The sequence below is a fragment of the Rhodococcus sp. ZPP genome (assembly GCF_017656075.1).
GTDB lineage: Bacteria > Actinomycetota > Actinomycetes > Mycobacteriales > Mycobacteriaceae > Rhodococcus_F > Rhodococcus_F oxybenzonivorans.
Map to the genome: position 1 here is coordinate 1,378,461 of NZ_CP058638.1, position 20,219 is coordinate 1,398,679.

Sequence of the window (20,219 nt, forward strand, 5' to 3'; positions counted from 1 at the left end):
TGCCTCGATCCCCCGCACCGGCGACGTGTGGCAGGGCACCCACGGGCGTTAGTCGAGCGAAGGGATGCCGTGCATGTTGAGTCGGCCGAGAAATAGCGGCATGAGAACCCTCGCAGCAAGCGTCCTGTGCGTGATCACTGCAGCGATGACAGTTGGCTGCTCCGATGACACGCCGACGCCACCCGGCGGAGGGCTCGCGCCCGAGTCATTCGTAGGGGCAGCGGCGAACGACGCATTCTCCGCAGAGGTGCTGACGCTGTCAGTAGGGGCCGAGAGTACGGATGCGCGTTGGGCAGGCGAAGGCCTCATCGCCCTATCTGAGGGTCGATTCCGGTTCGAGGTCGGTGAGACGCAACCGCCTGCAGAGATCGAGGTCGGGACGGTGATCGGGCTTGGTGGAGAAGGCGCCGAAAACACGGTGAGCGAGACTGTCGGTGGATCCATCGGTGCCGCCGGACAGCGCTGTTGGATGAACCCCCACGCGCCGGTTGGCTACTTCACCGACACCATAAGTGTCGAAGAAGCGTTGCGGGTCACCGGAGCAGTCGTCGAGAGCCTGCGCGGCGAAATCAAGCAGGCGCGGATGATCGATCCAGCACTCGATACCTTCGAGGTAGAACTCATGCCCTCAGCCACACAGCCGGAAGATGAGTTCGTGGACAGACCGGACCGGGTCTGGGGAGATCGTTGGATTCTTGGGCGATTGGGTGGCCCGATTGCCGTCGAGCTCACCGGCGAGGGTGCGCTACGTTCACTCGAGTTCGAGTTCGGGCCCTACGAACCCTATTCCTTGTTTGGGCAGCAGCATTCGGTCGACCACGTAAGCATCAGCGCCAGGTTTGCGCCGGCCGACACTGCACTCGAACTCGATCCGCCGGCCTGCCAAGCGATCGAGTGATCGATTTCGCGGCAGAAGTCAGCGATCAACGACGCCAGACTGCGTCACGAGGCGGGTTCCAGTTCCCCTCGTCGGAGTCCGAGCCGCCACCTCACATCGACAACACCATGCGCGCGAGGAGTCGACCCCACTCCGGGTCGCTGGTGTCGTGCACCCCGTAACCTTCGCCGATCGCACCGGTGAGCATGAGGAACTCGATGGTCGGCCGAGCGATCCAGTAGGCCTCCAGCCCCTCGACCACCGTTTTGTCGCTCGCGCGCCACCCGAGGGCGGCGAGTCCCTCGGCGACCACGCTCTGACGTTCCTCCGGTGACGCACCGGCGGCGAGGGCGAGGAGCACCAGGTATCCGGCTTCCCGCTCCACCCGATCGGCGCCGAGGGGCAATCGGGTGAGGAGGTGGCTCCACATGCCGCGCGCGTTGCCCGCAAACTCGGCCCCCAGCTTGGTCTGCACCAGCTTGCCCTTGTACTTGCGCGCCAACCCCAGCGTCTTCACATACACGTGCAGCAGGTGCACCGGCCGCTGATCGTTTTCGCGGTTACCAGTCGACGGCCAGCCGTCGAATCCCGGTAGTTCCCGGGCCTCGGCCACCACAGCCGGCGGGAGGTGACCGGCCTTCGTCAGGGTGATCCCGTCGGGTCCGATGCGCTGCAGGAACCAGCGCAGGTGCAGTGTCACCGCCTCTTGCGCGACCAGGTAGTCACCCGATCGTTGGGTCAAATGGGCACGTTCGAGCATCGAATAGACCTGCGGCGCAGCGCGGGTCGGCACGTGGCCGAGCAACTCGGCGAATGCCGAGTCCGGCACCGGACCGTGCGCCCGGACTGCCTCGTGTCCTCCCAGACTCGCATTGACGACGGCAGGGTCGAAAGACTCGGGCGAGAATCCCGAACCCACCCACGCTCTCGCGTCATGGTGTTCGGGATGGCTCGGGTCGGCCAGCACCCTCAGCAGATCGGCGTAGCCACCGGGTCCGCCCGAATTCTCGGGAGGGCAGGCCCGGGCACCGGCGAGGCACTGCGTTTTCGGCTCAGGATCACCGGCCCGGATTTGCTCCAGGACAATCGTATGGTCCCAGCCGTCCCCGAAGTCGTAGGCATACGACAACTGGTCGCCCGGCTGCACCAGCACCTGGTCCAGCCGGATGTCGTCCTCGCACAACTCGTCGTCATCGTCGGCGAAGCCCTCGTCGATGCTCTCCTGCATCTCGTACCGCTCGGATGCGGGCGGCTCCCCACCGACCCACGCGTGCAGGTGGCTGTCGTACCACCCCATCACCGTCTGAAGCACTGGATGCAGCTGGTTGAGCCGCAGATTCGACGGGACGACGAACTGCCGCCAGATGGTGGGCGACACGTCGTCGAGCTCGATGCGCAGCTGGTAGCTCACGACGTCGAGTCGTCCCGAGCGCTGCGAAGGCCGGTCGATGACCGGCTGGTCGGGAACGACGGAGAGGTGTCTGCGTGAGCCCGAAGCTGCCATGGGGTCATGGTAGGGCCAGCTCCGGACAGCCGCGACAACGCTGGCGAGTCCAATCCGGCATCTGGGGCACCGAGGCGTGTGACGATGGTGAAGTTCGTCGGCATCTTGGGACCGTGTGGAGAGCGAAATGGAAGTTCGAAAAGTCGTGGACCTTCGGCAGGACGATACCGGGGCGCCGCGCGTCTTCGGTGAGCCCTACGAGACGGCGGACGGTTCCACGGTCATCACCGTCGCGCGGGTTCACCGCGGGTTTCGCTCCGGCAGCACGAACGTACGAGATACCAGGCGGGGCGGTGACCTCGCTGCGTCACCGGTCGGCGTGTTCGTCATCCACGGCGGCAGGGTGTCGTGGCAGCCGGCCGTCGATTCCACGCGGATCGCGCTATTGGGCGAGTTCATCGGTTTGGCGTCGGCGGTGATCGCCACGTTGGCCGTTCTGCGCCGTCCGCCGTGGCCCGATCTACGGCGACGGTGACGCGCAACCTCGCGGGCATCACCGCGAGGTGTCAGCAGTCCGTCAACTGACCGGCATGCGCAGGCAGATCACTTGGCGGTTACCTTGCGCGGTCGTCCCCGACGCGCCGGTTTCGCCGAGATCTCAGCCTCCGATTCCGCAGGTGTCTCCTCAATCTCTTCGTACCCGGACGGTCCGTCACGCCAACTGATTTCGATCTCCAACTCGATCTGGTCACCTTCGACCTCGATTTCCAGCTCCCAGCGAACCTGGTCGGCAACGTCGATGGTGATCGAGTCGCCACCCGATCCCAGTTCCACCTCGGAGCCACTCGCGAGGGCCTGCCCGAGCGCGATGAGCCTGTCGGACACCTCCTTCCGAGTGAGCTCGGACGTCCGCTTGATCTCCAACTTGGGCACGACGACTCCTGACCTCGGCACAGTGTGTTCTCACCGTAGCTGTCAAGGCGAGTCGACGTTGCTCGAACGGCTGCGACCGGAAGCGAAGGGATCGAGCCGAGTGGTCGACTCGCCGCGGCGAAGTCGGTGAGCGCGCTTCCGTCGGTCCGCCTCGGTCAACCCACCCCACACGCCGTATGTTTCACCCGCCGCCAGAGCGTGCTCGCGGCACGGCGCGAGCACGGGGCAGGGCCTGCAGATCTGCCGAGCCTTCGCTTCGCGCCGGACGCGAGCCGAACCGCGTTCGCCTTCGGGCGAATAGAACACCGCCGGATCAGCGCCACGGCATGCAGCACGCAGCTGCCAGTCGCCCGGAACGAGGGTGGCGATCTCCTCATGCGTGGCGGAACTGATCAACGAAAGGCCTCGTCCGGGAGCTGTCGAAGTCTCGGTCGGCATGAGAGTCCTTTCTTGCTGCGCCGGCGGGATACGGCGGGTTTTCCGCCCTGGCCACCGATGTTGCCTTTCCTCACTTCAGACTCCCCGAACTGCGAGGCGGAGAACCCAGGAGCTTTCCTAGTCCTGCCTAGGCACCGAGCCGGACCGAGGTAGACCTCGACTAGATTTCCTCGTCCTCTGCGACGATGTCGCGTATGGCGCCGACTACCAGCTCTGCCCGGACCTGACCTGCATCACCATGTGACAGAGGGAGTGCGTGTTACGGAAATGTGGGCCGCAACGTAGTTCGCAACGGCTGCATTGGCCGTGCGGGGACCGCTGGCGCTAGCGTGAAAGCTATGTCAGCGCCCCAGACCCTCGCAGCCCGGTACGAGCTGCGCACAGTGCTGGGCCGAGGGGGGATGGCCGACGTCCACGACGGCTGGGACCTGCGGCTCGGACGGCCGGTCGCCGTAAAGGTGCTGCGTCCCGAGTATGCGTCCATTCCCGATATCCGGCGACGGTTCGAGGTCGAAGCTCGGATGGCGGCCACGTTGAACCATCCGAACGTGGTAGCCGTTCACGACTGCGGCGAGGACGCCGGCGTTGCGTACATCGTGATGGAACGGTTACCCGGACGCACCCTCGCCGACGACATCGCTCGAGGCCCACTTCCGGAGGCCCGAGCACGCGCAATTCTCGCCGACATACTCGCCGCCGTCGGCGCTGCCCACGACTGTGGGATCTTGCACCGCGACATCAAACCGGCCAACGTGCTGTTCAGTAGCACGGGTGTCGTGAAGGTCGCCGACTTCGGCATTGCCAAGAGCGCAGACAGTGGCCACACCACGACGGGTCAGGTGCTGGGGACCGTCGCGTATTTGAGCCCGGATCGCATCGCGGAGAAACCGGCAACGGTCGCCGACGACCTCTACGCGGTGGGTGTTGTCGGCTACGAGGCTCTCGCCGGACACCGCCCGTTCGTCGGCGAGAACATTCTGTCGTTGGCCCGCGCGATCCTGGCAGGCGGCGCTCCCCCGCTGTCCGAGGTGCGACCCGACGTCGACCCCGCGTTGGCGTCCACCGTCGAGAAGGCGATGGCGCACGATCCTGCGCACCGATTCGGCGACGCCGCGGCCATGCGCAACGCGATTCTGGGCAATGCAGGGCGGGTAACGGCACCCCCTCCGATGGTTGCGCCACCTCGAACCATGGCGTTCGCGCCCGCCACTCTGTCCGCGGCCCCACTCCCCCCGGCCGATCCCCGTCGGCCACGCAAGACGGGGCTGATCCTGGCAGCGATCGCCGCTGTCGTGGTAGCAGTGGTCGTGGGCGCCCTGGCAATCGCGTCACAGGGTAACGACGGCGGGGAAAGTCCCGCTGTGGCACCGGAAACGTCGAGTCAGGCCCCGACACCCCTGCCGACGCCCACCGGCACCGGAGAACTTCCGGTCGCGCCACCTGTGTCGGTCGGCGTTCCCGTTCCTGTCCCACCGGCGCAGAATCCCGAACCGCCGAACGGCAACAGCGGCAATGGGAACGGGAACAACGGCGGGAACGGAAATAACAAGGACAAGGAGAAGGACAAGGAAAACGGGCGCGGGGGAAACTGAGATCAGTCGCCTTGCGCGTCCCGTGCCTCTTCGAGGCGGCGAATCAACGTGGCCGCGTCGAAGGGTCCGGTGTGCCGGGTGAGATCGGCGCCCGTGGCTCCGAGATAGAACGTCGGTGTCTGCCGGAAGTCACTGGTCTGGGCGTCGAGTTCGTCGTCGTCGACGCGGTGCAGGTACTCGCCGGTGCGCAATTCCTCCTCGAACCGATTCATGTCCAAGCCGAGTTCCGCCGCGTACCCGTAGATTTCGTCCTCATCGAGGGCATCACTGTTGGCGAACAGGTGATCGTGCATCTCCCAGAACCGGCCCTGCCGGTCGGCCGCCTCCGCGGCGTGGGCAGCGAAACGCGCATGCGGGTGCACCTCGTCGAGAGGCAGATGCCGGAACACGTAGCGCAGTCCATCACCGAAATGCGTGCGCACGTCGCGGATACTGCCGGTGGCCTTGGTGCAGAACGGGCACTCGAAGTCGCCGTACTCCACCAAGGTGAGCGGTGCGTCTACCGGTCCCCGTAGGTGATCACGCCCCGGCTGCACCGGCCGCAGAAGGGTAGTACCGATCGCCTCGGTCGGCGGCGTGCGCCAGTCCGAGAACCGGAACAGCGCCCAGCCGAGGACGGTGGCGATCACCGCTGCCGTCAGGACACCGACGCGGGCGTCGTTCGCCAGGACAGGCGATTCGATGGCGAGATCGACGATGAACAGTGAGATCGTGAAACCGATGCCCGCCAGCGCGCTGCCGCCGCTGATCTGGGACAAGTTGAGTCCGGGTGGCAGACTACCCGGACGCATTTTCGAGAACAGTGCGGTGGAGGCGGTGATGCCCACGTATTTGCCGACCACGAGGCCGAGCACGATGCCCCAGGCCAGCGGCGACCTCACAGCGTCGGCGAGGGTTTGCCCGGTGACGACCACGCCGGCATTGGCGAGCGCGAAAATCGGCACCACGAGGAAGGCGGTGTACGGCTGATAGAACCGCAGGAGCCGCTCGTTGACGGAGACGGCCCGCAGGACACCGAGCTGTGCGGCCCGGGCGTACTCGGAGTTCGGTGATTGCCGAAACGCGCGAGTGAGTTCGCCCGCCCGCTCCACCTCGCGGCGCCTGGGCGGATACACGGGAAGGATCAGGGCGATCAACACGCCCACGAGCGTGGGATGGACGCCGGATTCATAGAACGCCACCCACGTAACGGCCGCGACGATGAAGTAGGCGACTCCACGCCACACCTCCAGTCGACGCAACTGCATGATCAGCAGTAGTCCCACCGCACCGAGCACGAGCGGACCGAGCCGCAGATTGTCGGTGTAGAAGAAGGCGATGATGGCGAGCGCGCCGATATCGTCGGCGACCGCGAGGGTGAGGATGAACACGCGGAGTCGCGCAGGGCACTTCGGTCCGACGAGCGCCAGCGCACCCAGCACGAACGCCGTGTCCGTCGACACCACCACGCCCCATGCGGCGGCCTCGTCGCCACTCGGGTTGAGGGCGAGGAACAGCGCAGCCGGCAAGGCCAGACCGGCGATGGCGGCGACCAGAGGCACTGCGGCACGCGCTCTGTCGGTGAGCTCACCGATCGTGAGTTCCCGCTTGACCTCGAGGCCGACGACGAAGAAGAACAGCGTCATCAATGCGTCGTTGACCCAGTGCTTCAGGTCGAGGCTGATTCCGTATTCGCCGACCTGAATGGTGATCGGCGTGTGCCAGAACGACTCGTACGTGGTCCCGATGTTTGCCCACACCAACGCCAGAACAGTGGCTACGAGCAGGAAGCCGGCCGACAACGTGTCGTCGTCGGTGCCGTCACGAATTCCGGAAAGCCGTGCCGACAACCGTCCCAGGCGTGTGGGATTGTCCTCGACCGCCATCTGTCCCCTCGCTCACGCTCGTGCTGATCACACGTAGTTGTCGACGACGAACTTCGTCAGACCCTTGCGGATGGTCCGGATCGCCTGCTTCTGCCCCTGCCGCAGCACCGCCTGAGGCAACCGGATCTTGGGGTCGACCGACATCGTGACCCGCACAGAGGTGCCGCGCGACGTGGGCGTGAGGCGGTACTCGCCTTCCTGGCTCCGCTGTTTGTCGCTCTCGACGAGGACCCAGGACATCTGCTCGTCGTCGATCCACTTGTGCTCGGCCAACTGAGTGTCCGAGACACCGAGCACCGAGAGCGTCATCCGCACGGTCCGCGGTCGCCCGTCCTCGAACCGCGACTCCACGATGACTTTTTTGTGCACCGCCGACCACTCGGGGATCCGCTCCACATCGACAAGGGCACGCATGACCTGTTCGGGGGTTGCTTCGATCTCGAACTCGCCTGATACCGACAACGACATCGTGTCTCGCACCTCCATGTGCTCGGACCTCGGGAACGGATTGCGCCGTTCTCGGCAGACTAACCGCGGTTCAGGGGTCGGCGCTCGGCGACGGTCGCCGTGACGATCAGAGTCCCTCGACGTAGCCCTCGAGCGCCGCGGCCAGTTCCCGGGGTCGGGCCAAGGCGATCAGGTGTCCCGCATCGATCACGTCGGGTGCAATGCCCAGACGCTCCCGGACGATCCGTTTCATGAAATCGACAGGGAAGAGGCGGTCTCGACTGCCCGCGACCACACGGGTCTTCACGTGCGGCCACTCCTCCGCCCTCCATACCGTCTCGAACGGAGTGTCCGACATGGCGACCTCTTCGGCCTGGAACGCTTCCTCGATGAGCTCCTCCGGCACATCGTGGAAGAACAGTTCGCGCAGATCGTTGGTGGCGGCCGGGTCACGTCCCTCGCTGACCGCGAGCGCACGCTGGGCCGCGGACTGCCCGGTGTTCGCCCACCACTCGCCCGCCGACTCCCCGGGCGCCGGAAGCATCGGAGCCACCAAAACCAGCAGATCGACGTCGACGTCGGTTCGTTCACACACGATCGCCGCGGTGAACGCCGACATCGACTGCGCGACCAGCACGACGGGACCCTCGACGTCGTGCAACGCCTTGACGACGACGTCGGCGAACTCGTATTGGCCTGCGCTCTCGTCGCTGTAGGGCAGGTCGACGGTGATGGCGGCGTGCCCGTGGCTCGCCAGAATGGGCACGACTCGGTGCCAGTACCACGAGTCGGATCCGGCGCCGGGCAACAAGACGAAAGTCACGGCCATCTCATCGTCTCCCTTCCACGAGCAGAAGCACACCACGGTGCAGTCGCAGGAGCAACCCAATGGCGGCATGCGTCGCGCTACCCGTTATGCGGAACTGCGCACAATCGGGGGCTCGAAGGACGATGCTGACCAGGTAAGCGGTGCACATTTCGGGCTGCACACCACCGCAGTCCACAAGTGCGAAGGAGCTACCTCATGATGGATTCATTCTGGGACCTGCTGTGGTACACGCTGGTCGTGTTCGCGTTCGTCGCCTACCTGATGATCCTTTTCCAGATCCTCGGTGACCTGTTCCGCGATCGCGCTATGTCCGGGTTCACCAAAACACTCTGGATCATTTTTCTGATCGTGCTGCCGTACATCACCGCGTTCGTGTATCTCATCGCCCGGGGTCGCGGTATCGCGGAAAGGCAACTCGAGGCGCACAACTCGGCGAGGCAGGCAACTGACCGTTACATCAGGGAGGTGGCCGGCAAGTCGGCTGCCGAGCAGATCGCCGACGCGAAAGCACTCCTCGACGCAGGCACCATCAACCAGGCCGAGTACGACACTCTCAAAGCGAAGGCACTGGGCTGAGCAATATCACCAAGTTCGATAGTGCTGTCGTGCATGGTATTTGGACGAACCCGACGCGGACTCGAAGGTGCCGGCGCGCTTCGTGCGCGGGTGGCTCCGCCAGTTGACCGGACTCGTCGTCCCAGGACGGGTCGGGTCCGACACTGGTCGCAAGTCTCGGTCGTGCCGAGAGAACAGGTCGTGACACGACTATCACGCTCGTTCATGGGTACTACTTCCGTACCGATCTGTGCCGGGGAGGGACCATGACAGCTGACAACCAGGGCGACCGCACCGACGTCGACAAGGCGTTGCTCGGTCACACCACCTATCGCAGTCTCGGCGAACAGCAGCTCTCACCCGCCGAGGAGCGATTCGAGAAGGGCCGCCGCACGATCGGGCTCTTTCTGGCGCCACTGATCACGATCGTCTTCCTCGCCCTGCCGATCGACATACCGCCCGACCAGCAGACGTTGGCAGGCGTGCTGCTCGGCGTCATCGTGTTGTGGGTGACCGAGGCGGTGCCGATCCCGATCGGCGGGCTGCTCGGGGTGGCGATCGTGGTGTTTCTGGGCGTGGCGCCGGCCGACGAGGTGCTCGCCGCGTTCGGGTCGTCGACGATCTTCACGTTCATCGGAGCGTTCATCCTCGCCCAGGCGATGCTCGAGCACGGCGTCGCACGGCGCTTCGCGTTTCGGATCCTGACCCTGCCGCGTGTCGGCCAGTCCACCACCGGTGTGATCGTCGCGTTCGGTGCGATCACGTGCGGACTCTCGGCGTTCGTATCCAACACCGCGACCGTGGCCATGCTGCTGCCCACCGCCCTGGGCATCCTCGGCGTCATCGCGAAGCTCATGCAGCGCCGCGGCGTCGTCGCCGAGGACTTCGACCCGCTGCGTGTTCGGGTGGGTGCCGCGATCATGCTGATGCTCGCATACAGCGCCAGCGTGGGCGGCCTGTTGACACCGGTCGGAAGCCCACCCAACCTGATCGGACGCGGGCTCATCGAGGAGGCCACCGGGGAGCGGATCAGCTTCGGGCAGTGGATGGTGATGGCCCTCCCGATCTGCCTGCTGATGTTCATCGCGCTCGCCATCATCCTGCTGCGCATCAACAAACCGGAGATTCGGCGCATCGAAGGCGTCGCCGACTACCTGGCTGAGCAGCGTGCAGAAATGGGTCCGTTGTCGCGTGCCGAGAAGAACACGCTCATCGCGTTCGGAGTCACAGTGACGCTGTGGATCCTGCCCGGTATCGTCGCGGTGATCGCCGGCAACGACTCGGACCTCTACGGCACGATCAGCGACCGACTCGACGAGGGCATGGTCGCGGTCTTCGGCGCGGCGTTGCTTTATCTGCTGCCGACAGATTGGGAGAATCGCGAATTCACGCTGACCTGGCGGGACGCAGCAGAAATCGACTGGGGCACGATCGTGCTGTTCGGTAGCGGCATCATCTTCGGCTCACTGCTCGCCGACACCGGACTCGCCGAGACGATCGGCACATCCGTCGCGGATTCGCTGGGCCTGACGAGCGTCGTCGCCATCACCGTGTTCGCGGTGCTGCTGGCCATCGCCGTATCGGAGACGACGAGCAACACGGCGTCGGCGGCGGTCGTGGTGCCGATTGTGATCCCGGTGGCGTTGGCCGCCGGGGTCAACCCCTTCGTGCCTGCGCTCGCGGCCACGTTCGCCGCATCGTTCGGATTCATGCTGCCGGTCTCGACGCCGCAGAACGCCGTGGTCTACGGCTCCGGAGCCGTCCGGATCACCACGATGATCCGAAGCGGAATCACCTTCGACATCGTCGGCGCGATCCTGATCATCGTCTTTCTGCCCCTGATGATCGCCGTGGTCGGCCTCGGCGGTGGGTGATCAGTCGGTGCGGCCATCTCATCGACCGGGATCTGGTGCCATGACGCCCTCGCCTCGGGGGTGGTGACGGAACCACGCGGCATAGCGATCGGCCAGGGGCGCGGCGGTGAGTCCGTGGGCGAGCACCGAAAGTCCGATGGTGATGACGGCGGTGGTCAGCAGTAATTCCTCGTGGGGCAGCTCGCCGGATTCTTCGAAGATGAGGATGACGAAGACGATGGTCGCGAGTCCGCGCGGCCCGAACCATCCGAGGAAGGCGACGGTGGGGGCGCGCGGACGTGTCCCGATCAGAGACAGGGTGACGGGAACCATCCGGACGGCAGTCAGGCTCACGACTGCGTAGCCGAGCACGGCCCACGACAGGTGGCCGAGAGCCGGTCCGAGCAGCACGGCGCCGAAGACGATGAAGGTGATCGCGTTGAACAGGTCACCGGCCTCGTCGAGAAGGTCGGCACCGTCACTGCTCTCGCCATCGCCGTGGTTGACCTCGGCTCGGTGGCGGATGGCGCCGAAGGTGAGTCCGCCGACGAACGCAGCGATGAAACCGGAACCACCCGACGGCACGGCGACGGTGTAGGCGAGTAGGGCCGCCGTCAAGGGAACGGTCTGCGCCCACAACGGATCGATCGTGCGGTGGCGGCCGGCTACTACCAGGATCGCCGCCGCTATCGCCCCGGCACCGATTCCCGAGACGATGCCGTAACCGATCTGCTCGGCGACCAACCGGGCCGCGGCGCCGCCGCCGATCGCCCCTGCCTCGGCCTGCGCGATCGCCAGCACGATCAAGAACAGCGGCACGCAGATTCCGTCGTTGAGCCCGCTCTCGACGTTCAAACCCTGCCGTATTCGGGACGGCAGGATCGGCAGGGTGACCACGGCCTGGCCGAGAGCAGCGTCGGTCGGCGCGAGGATCACCGCAAGCAGGAGCGCCTCGGGCCACGCCAGATCACCGAGTAGGAGCAGGGCGGCACCGAAACCGGCCGCGATGGTCAGTGGCAGGCCGATGCCCAGCAGACGGGCGGGAAGGGCGATTTCGGCACGGAGGGCTGACAGGTCGACCCGGGAGGCGTCGGAGAACAGCACCAGCGTGAGCGTGACCTCCGCGAGAAGTTTCACCGTCTCGGCGGCGGGATGCACGTCGATCAGCCCCACCGTGCTTGCACCGAGGAGCAGACCGCCGACGGTGAAGACGATCGGGGCCGTAATCGGCGTGCCCGCAGTCCGACCGGAGATCGCCGCGTAGGCGAGCAGAATCGCAGCGATCGCGGGTAGCGCCCACGTCATGTCGGACCGATTACTGGCGGGAGGTTGCGACCCGGACGACTTCGGCGGGGTCGACGAGGTGGGAGTGGTCGTCTTCGCCGACGTCGATCTTCACGACCTCGATACGCCCGTTGAACTTGGCGGCACCGGTGTAGTCGGTGCTCACCGGCATCCCGTAGTCGTTGCCTATATCGGTGGTCTCGTCTGCTGAGAAGACCATCGGTTGCGTCTGGTCGACCCGGCCAGAGCCGACGCTGCGGCCGTCGATGTAGAGGGTGACGGTCCCGCCCTTCGCCAGACCGCCTCCGTCGTAAGCGAACTCGGCGCGGACCTGGTGACTGCCGGTGTCGAGGTCTTCGGTTGCCCCGACGACGAATTCGCTCATGCCGAGCAGGTTGTAGACGAATCTCACTCGTCCCTCCCTGACGTAGAAAGCCCAGCCGCCGAAGCGACCGCCCTGGGCGATGATGACACCGTTGGTGAGCCCGTCCTTCGGCGTCTCGATCGCCGCGGTTACCGAAAACGACCGGTTCTTGATGTCGATCACGCTGTGTTCACTGAGCCGTTTCATCCCCGGGAACAACACCTGCGAGGTTCCCGTCACGAGTTGCGGTCGGCCGGCGATGGTCGGGTTCAGCCGTTCGAAGCGGCGGTCGTCGATGGGAAGAACGTTGAATTTCACCGCCTCGATCAACCAGAGCCGTTGCAGTGCAGCGAGTTTATCGGGCATCTCGGCGACGAGGTCATGGGCCTGCGACCAGTCGGTCGACCCGTCGTAGAGTTCCCACACGTCGTCATCGAGGGCGGGCAGCACCTCGTTCGGCAGCCACGGGGTGCTGTGCCGGGTGACCGCGCTCCAGCCCTTGTAGTAGATGCCGCGGTTACCGGCCATCTCGAAGTACTGCAGGTCGTGTCGTTCCGGAGCCTCCGGCTGATCGAAGCTGTACAGCATGCTCGGGCCCTCGAGCGGGGCCTGCTGCACCCCGTTGACGAACGTGGGCTCGGGCAGTCCGGCCGCCTCGAGCACCGTCGCTGCCACGTCGACGACATGGGTGAATTGCGACCGAACTTCACCCTTGCTGCGGATCCCGGCGGGCCAGTGGACGATGGTGCCGTTGCGGGTGCCACCCCAGTGCGAGGCGACCTGCTTGGTCCATTGGAACGGCGCACACATCGCCCACGCCCAGCCCACCGAGTAGTGGTTGTAGGACTCCGGGGTGCCGAGTTTGTCCTTCACCTCGGCCATGAACTCCGGGGTCTCGATGGCGGCGAGACCGTTGAAGTTCGCCATCTCGTTGAATGCGCCGTTGATGGTTCCCTCGGCGGAGGCACCGTTGTCGCCGATGATGTAGTATACGAGGGTGTTGTCCAGGGCGCCGATCGTTTCGATCGCGTCGATCACGCGGCCGACGTGAAAGTCGGTGTGCTCGAGGAATCCCGCGTACACCTCCATCTGGCGTTCCAGCACCGGTTTGAGTGCGTCGTCCATCTCCTCCCACCCGGGAATAGCCTCCGGGCGCGCCGTGAGTTCGGTGTCGGCGGGGACGACGCCGCGCCGCTTCTGCTGCTCGAGAGTCGACTCGCGTTGCGCGTCCCATCCGCCGGCGAACTGGCCGGCGTACTTGTCCGCCCACTCCGGGGGCACGTGATGCGGGGCGTGCGTGGCCCCGGGTGCGAAGTACACGAAGAACGGTTTGTTCGGGGCTAGGGACTTCTGGCTCCGAATCCAGTCGATGGCGTGGTCGGCGAGATCCTCGGTGAGGTGGTAGCCGTCCTCGGGTGTCTTGTCCACCTCGATCGGCGCCACGCCCTCGTACAGCGCCGGATAGTACTGGTTGTTCTCGCCGCCGATGAACCCGTAGAAGTGCTCGAAGCCACCGCCGCCGGTCGGCCACGCGTCGAAAGGCCCGATCGGGGAGGTCTGCCACGGCGGCACCTCATGGCACTTCCCGAACTGAGCGGTCGAGTAACCGTTGAGTTTCAGGGTCATCGGCAGTGCGGCCTTGGTGTTCGGCCGCAGCCCGGACGAGCCCGGCGCCGAGGTCGCGGTTTCGGTGATCATGCCCATCCCCACCGAGTGGTGGTTGCGGCCGCTGAGCAGCGCGGCTCGGGTCGGTGCGCAGAGGGCGGTGGTGTGGAAGCGGTTGTAGGTGAGGCCGTCGCGTTGCAGTCGCTCCGCGGTCGGGGTGTGCACCGGACCCCCGAAGGCACTGGCCGCCCCGAAACCCACGTCGTCCAGCAGGATCACCAGAACGTTCGGGGCGTTCTGTGGGGGTAGCAGGGGTTCGATCGGGGGGAAGGCGGTGTCCGGGTCCTTCGCGTCATAGGTGATCAGTCCGAGGTGCTGCCGGTCGGGTATGGGTAAAACCTCACGCCGCTCCACCATGACTACTCACAACCTCTTCGCGTGTCGTCGGAACGCTCCCGGGTCCTCTGCTGGGCCCGGAGTACACAGCACTGCCCTGCCTCAGCGTGCCGGGACTCAACCTGCCGGCGCCTCACCCACTGCGGGTGAGGTGCGCACCGCAGGACAGGACCTCATACACGCGGCCGGGCCATGGCCACAGGTCCTCGCCGCGCCCGCCGAGCAGCTCCACCGTCACCGACAACCACGTTCGCGCCAACGCACAGCCGCCCCCACATCAGCATTCAGGAGGAAATGGGCCGTTCTCGGGAAACTCGGCGCTCGACTGGACCGGATGGCCGAGAAGCATGGTTAATGGCTAACGACATCGAAGACGAATCCCTCGATCGTGATTCCGGGCGCGAACGAGAACGCGACACCCGTCGAGATCGGCTTGCTCGCCTCTGCCTCACCGGCGATACGTTCGAGCACGAAGATCAGTGCGACGCTCGACATGTTTCCAAATTCACCAAGAACGGCCCAGCTCGTCGACGAGGCTGTGGCCGGGAGGCCGAGCGATCGCGCGGATTCGAGCAAGATCTTCGGCCCGCCCGGGTGGATTGCCCACACATCGATGTCAGACTGCCGCAACCCATTGCGGCGCAGGATGTCTCCGACGACGGGAGCAACGCCATTGTAGATGTACTTGGGGACGTTCTCGGACAGCTCGCACCTTATACCGTCGTGGTGGACACCGACCGCGATGCCGTCTTCCGTGGCCTCGAACAGGTGGGTGAATTTGTCCCGAATGACGATCGATCCGGCTTCGGCCTGCTCCGCCCCTCGATTTGCCCCGATGACTACCGCGCCGCAGCCGTCTCCAAACAGGCTGTGTATCACCGCGTCGTCGACGTCCTCGATGGGGAAGACATGCACCGAGTTGAGCTCAATGCACAGGACCATCGCTTTCTTGTCCGGGTTGGCCTGGACAAAGTCCGAGGCGGTGCGAATTCCGTTCATCGCTGCCGCGCAACCCATGAAGTTGACCACCAGCCGAGCGACCGACCGAGGCAGTCCGAGTTCTTCGATGACCGCGACATCGACGCCGGGCGCGATGACGCCAGTGCTCGTGGCGAAGACGAGAAGTCCGAGATCTGCCGGGTCGACACCGTCGAGCGCCCGCCGCGCCACATCGACCGCCAGCGGAACGGCGTGGCGATAAAACAGGTGCATCCGATCCTGAATCGTCGCTGATGTGCCGCTGGGCGCATGAGGTCGAGGAGCTAGTGGGTCGACCGCGAATCGACGCGTGTTGATCATGGTCTTGCGAAAGATGCGTCTGATTCTGGCTTGCTGCTCCGAATCGATGAAGTGCCCAGCCATCCAGTCCGCTGCGACGGATTGGTCGAGGACCAGGTCAGGCACACCGGTCGCAATTGCTTCGATGACGGGTACGGTCGTCGGCGGCGCCGACGGAGTTGCGTACTCGCGCGCTTGCCTCTCCTTTCGGGTGAGAAGTGCTTGGTCGATAGCGATTGACATAGTGGGCCGTTCTTCCTCGCTCGCGCGATTGGGAATGTGTACTCCAATCGTCGAAGAGCGATCGCCCTCCACATAGGCACCCGAGGGTGCAGATTCATCCCACCCCGATGTCCGATGTTGCTCGGAGCGCGATGCCCATGCCTGCCGGAAAGCGCTCGCAGTCATCTTGCCGGCGCCGACGCGCGAGAGGCTTCGTCAGCGGCTCCGCCTCCCACGCCCCAGCCGCTTGCCGACGCGATCGAACCATTCCAGGACGGCGCGCTCGTACACGATCCCGAAGTCCAGTGTCGCCAAGGCATATTGATTGGAGCTGTGCACTTCCGCCTCGCGCTCGTACTCGGCGAGCTGATGCTCGTGTGCGGTGCGGTGGGAATCCAGCATCGCGTCCAACCGGTCGGGCGGAAGATGCGCGCCGAACGCGACGGTGAGCAGCAATGGATAGCGAATGTTCTCGGCGGCGGGGTCACGTTCGATCCAGTCTGCGAACGCCCGCCGACCCTCATCGGTCAGGGTGTAGGGCTTGCGCTCGCGGGTGCCCCGCTCCCCCGCCTCGATCAACCCGGCGCGCTCCATCGCAGCAAGCTCCCGATACACCTGGCTGGTCGTGATCGACCAGAACTTGCCGATGCGTTCCTGGGCGGTGACCACCAGGTCCCATCCCGTCTTCGATCCCTCGTGCAGGAAACCGAGAAGCGACGCAGCGGTGGCATTGAGCGGGCGTTCGGCCATGGCATTGTCCTTCGTAAGTGAGGGGTTGACATTCCACTGTGTCATATCGATCATAGAAGACATCGACATTCCACAGTGGAATGTCACCGCCGAGGAGGGTCCGATGGAGTACGCGGACAACATCCGGATATCCGATTCCGAACGCGAGCAGGTCGTCAACGAACTCGGCCGGCATCTCACCGCTGGCCGACTCACCATCGACGAGTTCGACCAACGGGTGGCGCAGGCGTATCGGTCGGTCACCCAGGTGCAGGTACGTCAGGTGCTGCGCGACCTTCCGGCCGCCCCCGCACCTGCCCCGCGCGAGATCCGATCACGCCAGCCTGGACGCCTGCGTCTTCCGAGCCACCAACGCATCGAGTGGCTTGCCTGGCTCGCCGCCGGAAGCCTCAACATCGCGATCTGGGGCATCATCTCGCTCGCCACCGGCGTCATGATCTACTTCTGGCCAGTCTGGGTGATCGGCCCCTGGGGCTTGGTACTGCTGAGCCGAACGCTGCTCGGTCGCGAAGGCACGTACAGCAAGGTCACGGGAACCGTGCGGTGCAATAACCGATTGAGCGCCGCGGCCCACAACTGAACACCACTCGACTCCGCAGCGCCGAAGGCCTCGTTCGATGTAGGCCAGCTATTCGCACACACGTTCGAATAGCTGGTAGACTCGGAGACGCGACGCGGAAAGACCCCCATCTGACGCGCCAGCCCTGCCGAGAAACCACCATCGCATCGAGTACGAGGTGAAGTCCGATGGACGAAGTGATGAGCAAGGCCGACGAACTCGAGCGCCTCGTACGCCGGCTCGCCGACCTCGACGACCAACGAGTCTGCATCGGCACCGAACTCGTCGGTTTGGAGCACTTCTTCCGCAAGGCCGGGTGCCCCGAACTGTCACAACTGGCGTTCAACACGTTCATGAGCCGATACGTCGGGCGCGTTCTGGAGCTTGCCGACGGAATGCGCGAATGAGCGGGGTCCGGCGCACACCGCCGGTCCGGCAGACCACCTTGAAGAACCCGGAGCTGGGGTGAAACACCAGCGCGCTCCGCGGCGATACATCTTGTAGAGCCGCTGCTGGAGCCTCCAGCGACCGGACCACCACCACGGGATCGAGTCGAGAAATGTTCACCAATCACCTGTTCGGAGAGATGACCGAGCAGGAAATCGACATCGAAATCGCCGAGGAACTGGCGGCCTCCAAGTAACTCCCGCGAGACAAGGCGACGCGGATCGCGACTGTCGCATCAGTTGCTCCTGAGGGCTGAGATTCCCAGTGGTGTCGAGCAGGCGTCAGTTGGTCAAGCGGTGGTACTTGCGCATCTGGCCGTCGAAGATCCGAACGGGAGCGAATCGGCGCAACATGCTGACACGCGAGGCCAGCGGGCCGCTGGTATACCGCTGCTTCGGCTTCGAATCCGTCGCCGCCGCTACGACCGCACGGGCCACGGTGGCAGGGGTGTCGCCGCCTTCGACCGACGTCGCAAGCACCTGATCGGCGATCCGGCGCTGCTTCTCGTAGACCGGCAGCGGCGAATCGGGCCGCGTACTGTTCGCCTCGAACCCGGTGTTCGTACCACCGGGCTCGACCAGGAGAACCCTCACGCCGTGTTCGCGGACCTCGTGGTCCACCGACTCGGAGTAGCCCTCGACTGCATGCTTCGACGCGACGTAGGCGGCCAAGTACGGCCCCGGGATCAGCCCGTAGACCGACGAGAGGTTGATGATGCGCCCACGTCCCAGTGCTCGCATGTGCGGCAGCACCGCCCTCGTCATACGCATCACGCCGAAGACATTGATGTCGAAGACGCCCCGTGCCTGTGCAACGGAGTTTTCCTCGGCCGCGCCCATCAAACCGATGCCGGCATTGTTGACCAGGACGTCGATCCGCCCGAACCGTCCGATCACCTGCTCGACCAAGGCGCTGACCGATGCTTCATCGGTCACGTCCAGGTCGAAGAACGTCACACCGTCGAGCGGCGTGCTTCGCGAGGCGTCGCGGCTGGTACCGACAACTGTGAAACCGGCCTTGACCAGCGCGAGCGCCGTTTCTCGCCCGATACCGGATGACGCACCCGTTACGAGGGCCACCTGCTGAGTTGACGCCATCATTGGACTCCCTGACTCTAGAAACCGATCGGTTTACCTCCACACCCTAAACCGATCGGTTTTCAGCCGCAAGCCGCCCACTTCTACGGGGACCGCATACTCACGCACCGGAGCTCCGACATCACTGTCACACCGACACCACGTCCGCTGCCGCCACCCGCACCTGAAATTCGAGGCAGCCGACAGCTTCGCGAGCGGCGACGAGCGCCTGCTCGGCCGTGTCTCCGAGGGCCCGTGCGTAGGCCACCCGCGAGTCCGACGACTCCAGGACGTCGACCTTGCTCCCCGGTCGAACCAGCAACTGCACCTCGGTCACACCGTCGACGTTCCGGGCGTCGTCGAGGCCGCCGACCTCTGTGAGCACTCCTGCAACCGGGGCGGCCGCGAACCAGATCGCGGAACAACGACCGGGCCGCTCCTCGGCGAGAACCGCCCGAATTCCCGTAAGAACCTTTTCCCCTACCGTTTGGCGCACGACACAGCCGGCGAGGTCGACGCCGGTGGCGTCGAAGGCGAGAGCAGGTATTTCGTCGCCTCCCATTCGCACGTGGGTCTCGATCACCTTCGGGCCCTGGGATCCGAGGACGATCTCGGTGTGCGTGGCGCCGAATTCCACTCCGAGTGCGGAGAGCAGCCGTTCCACATAGGTGTGCACCTGCTCTTCCTCGGCCGCCGAAAGTTCGGCCGGTGTTACGTGGCCGAGTTCGACGAAGGTGGCCGGGTCGGAGAATTTGCGCGTAATGGCGACGACCTGGTGTTCACTGCTTTCCGAAAACGCCTCGACACTGAATTGCGGTCCCTCGTGGAATTGCTCCACCAGCACGCCGCTGTTCGGGAGGCCGTCGAAGCTGCCTCCCGCGCGCTCGAATGCCGCCGCAAGCGCGGCGTCCTCCCGAACCACGGCCACCCCCGCGCTGCCCGCGCCGGAGACCGGTTTCACGACACAGGGCAGGCCATGTTGCCCCACGAACGTGTGCAGTGCGTCCACGTCGGCGACGATGGCGGAGGCGGTGGAGTCGATGCCCGAGTCCCGAAGCTGCGCGCGCATGGCGTTCTTGTCGTGGATCAACGCGACAGTGCGCGGCGAGTGGGTGGACAGGCCTAGCGCCTCCCCGATCGCGGCGCAGCGGTCCTGATCGCGTTCACCGAACGTCGCGATACGGGTGAACGGATGCCGGGCGTGCGCCGCCCTGGCCAGTGCTATCCATTCCTCGTCCGGGGCGTCGTGCCGCACGGCGATCACCCGGGTGTGCTCGGTCAGTTGCCGGAGCTTGGCAACGAAGTCGAGCCGGCAGATCACGGAGGTCTGCGTGCCGGGCAGGGCCCTGCGGACCCGGCTCGGAAGGTCGCGGCCGCTGCCGACGACCAAGACGTGTTCGCTCAT

The 20,219-nt window shown here is 65.3% G+C and carries 19 protein-coding genes; 7 read left to right on the forward strand and 12 right to left on the reverse strand.

Annotated features, from left to right (window positions below; all coding sequences use genetic code 11):
• Nucleotides 1-247: 247 nt before the first annotated feature.
• Nucleotides 248-898, forward strand: coding sequence for a hypothetical protein (locus HYG77_RS06535; RefSeq protein WP_109328347.1), 651 nt, complete (start codon nt 248-250; stop codon nt 896-898).
• A 91-nt stretch (nt 899-989) separates the two neighbouring features.
• On the opposite strand, the gene HYG77_RS06540 is transcribed toward HYG77_RS06535, so the two are convergent.
• Nucleotides 990-2,381 (reverse strand): plasmid pRiA4b ORF-3 family protein, encoded by a 1,392-nt coding sequence (locus HYG77_RS06540; RefSeq protein ID WP_208962191.1) that lies wholly within the window; start codon nt 2,379-2,381, stop codon nt 990-992.
• Between the two features lie 127 nt (nt 2,382-2,508).
• On the opposite strand from HYG77_RS06540, the gene HYG77_RS06545 reads away from it, so the two are divergent.
• Entirely contained in the window at nt 2,509-2,856 is a 348-nt protein-coding gene (locus HYG77_RS06545) for a hypothetical protein (RefSeq protein WP_208962192.1), read from the forward strand.
• A 68-nt stretch (nt 2,857-2,924) separates the two neighbouring features.
• Here the strand turns inward: HYG77_RS06545 and HYG77_RS06550 are convergent, their stop codons facing one another.
• Nucleotides 2,925-3,254: an amphi-Trp domain-containing protein gene (locus HYG77_RS06550; RefSeq protein WP_208962193.1), complete on the reverse strand. Its 330-nt coding sequence runs from the start codon at nt 3,252-3,254 to the stop codon at nt 2,925-2,927.
• A gap of 42 nt (nt 3,255-3,296) precedes the next feature.
• Nucleotides 3,297-3,692, reverse strand: a complete 396-nt coding sequence (locus HYG77_RS06555; protein WP_208962194.1) for a WhiB family transcriptional regulator — start codon at nt 3,690-3,692, stop codon at nt 3,297-3,299.
• A gap of 338 nt (nt 3,693-4,030) precedes the next feature.
• Here HYG77_RS06555 and HYG77_RS06560 point away from each other — a divergent pair, with 338 nt between their 5' ends.
• Nucleotides 4,031-5,284, forward strand: a complete 1,254-nt coding sequence (locus tag HYG77_RS06560) for a serine/threonine-protein kinase (protein WP_208962195.1) — start codon at nt 4,031-4,033, stop codon at nt 5,282-5,284.
• Nucleotides 5,285-5,286: 2 nt separating this feature from the next.
• On the opposite strand, the gene nhaA is transcribed toward HYG77_RS06560, so the two are convergent.
• From nhaA to HYG77_RS06575, 3 genes are all read right to left on the reverse strand, one after another.
• Nucleotides 5,287-7,149, reverse strand: a complete 1,863-nt coding sequence (gene nhaA / locus HYG77_RS06565; protein ID WP_208962196.1) for a Na+/H+ antiporter NhaA — start codon at nt 7,147-7,149, stop codon at nt 5,287-5,289.
• 27 nt (nt 7,150-7,176) lie between these two features.
• Nucleotides 7,177-7,617, reverse strand: coding sequence for an SRPBCC family protein (locus HYG77_RS06570; protein WP_109334961.1), 441 nt, complete (start codon nt 7,615-7,617; stop codon nt 7,177-7,179).
• 106 nt (nt 7,618-7,723) lie between these two features.
• Complete coding sequence (locus HYG77_RS06575; protein ID WP_208962197.1) at nt 7,724-8,425, reverse strand: alpha/beta hydrolase; 702 nt, start codon at nt 8,423-8,425, stop codon at nt 7,724-7,726.
• Nucleotides 8,426-8,620: 195 nt separating this feature from the next.
• Here HYG77_RS06575 and HYG77_RS06580 point away from each other — a divergent pair, with 195 nt between their 5' ends.
• Nucleotides 8,621-9,001, forward strand: a complete 381-nt coding sequence (locus HYG77_RS06580) for an SHOCT domain-containing protein (protein ID WP_208962198.1) — start codon at nt 8,621-8,623, stop codon at nt 8,999-9,001.
• A gap of 245 nt (nt 9,002-9,246) precedes the next feature.
• Nucleotides 9,247-10,854, forward strand: coding sequence for a DASS family sodium-coupled anion symporter (locus HYG77_RS06585; RefSeq protein ID WP_208962199.1), 1,608 nt, complete (start codon nt 9,247-9,249; stop codon nt 10,852-10,854).
• An 18-nt stretch (nt 10,855-10,872) separates the two neighbouring features.
• Here HYG77_RS06585 and HYG77_RS06590 read toward each other — a convergent pair whose 3' ends face one another.
• From HYG77_RS06590 to HYG77_RS06605, 4 genes are all read right to left on the reverse strand, one after another.
• The gene (locus tag HYG77_RS06590) at nt 10,873-12,138 is read right to left on the reverse strand and encodes a cation:proton antiporter (RefSeq protein WP_208962200.1); all 1,266 of its coding nucleotides are present in this window, start codon (nt 12,136-12,138) and stop codon (nt 10,873-10,875) included.
• Nucleotides 12,139-12,148: 10 nt separating this feature from the next.
• A complete protein-coding gene (locus HYG77_RS06595; RefSeq protein ID WP_208962201.1) occupies nt 12,149-14,503 on the reverse strand; it encodes an arylsulfatase in 2,355 nt (784 codons plus the stop codon).
• Between the two features lie 330 nt (nt 14,504-14,833).
• A complete protein-coding gene (locus HYG77_RS06600) occupies nt 14,834-16,003 on the reverse strand; it encodes a 3-oxoacyl-[acyl-carrier-protein] synthase III C-terminal domain-containing protein (RefSeq protein ID WP_208962202.1) in 1,170 nt (389 codons plus the stop codon).
• Between the two features lie 195 nt (nt 16,004-16,198).
• Complete coding sequence (locus tag HYG77_RS06605) at nt 16,199-16,732, reverse strand: PadR family transcriptional regulator (RefSeq protein WP_208962203.1); 534 nt, start codon at nt 16,730-16,732, stop codon at nt 16,199-16,201.
• 103 nt (nt 16,733-16,835) lie between these two features.
• Here HYG77_RS06605 and HYG77_RS06610 point away from each other — a divergent pair, with 103 nt between their 5' ends.
• Entirely contained in the window at nt 16,836-17,312 is a 477-nt protein-coding gene (locus HYG77_RS06610) for a DUF1707 domain-containing protein (RefSeq protein ID WP_208962204.1), read from the forward strand.
• A 167-nt stretch (nt 17,313-17,479) separates the two neighbouring features.
• The gene (locus tag HYG77_RS06615) at nt 17,480-17,698 is read left to right on the forward strand and encodes a hypothetical protein (protein WP_109328315.1); all 219 of its coding nucleotides are present in this window, start codon (nt 17,480-17,482) and stop codon (nt 17,696-17,698) included.
• Nucleotides 17,699-18,019: 321 nt separating this feature from the next.
• Here the strand turns inward: HYG77_RS06615 and HYG77_RS06620 are convergent, their stop codons facing one another.
• Both HYG77_RS06620 and HYG77_RS06625 read right to left on the reverse strand, forming a co-directional pair.
• On the reverse strand, nt 18,020-18,835 hold the full coding sequence (locus HYG77_RS06620) for an oxidoreductase (protein ID WP_208963302.1): 816 nt from the start codon (nt 18,833-18,835) through the stop codon (nt 18,020-18,022).
• A gap of 127 nt (nt 18,836-18,962) precedes the next feature.
• Nucleotides 18,963-20,219 (reverse strand): ATP-grasp domain-containing protein, encoded by a 1,257-nt coding sequence (locus HYG77_RS06625; RefSeq protein WP_208962205.1) that lies wholly within the window; start codon nt 20,217-20,219, stop codon nt 18,963-18,965.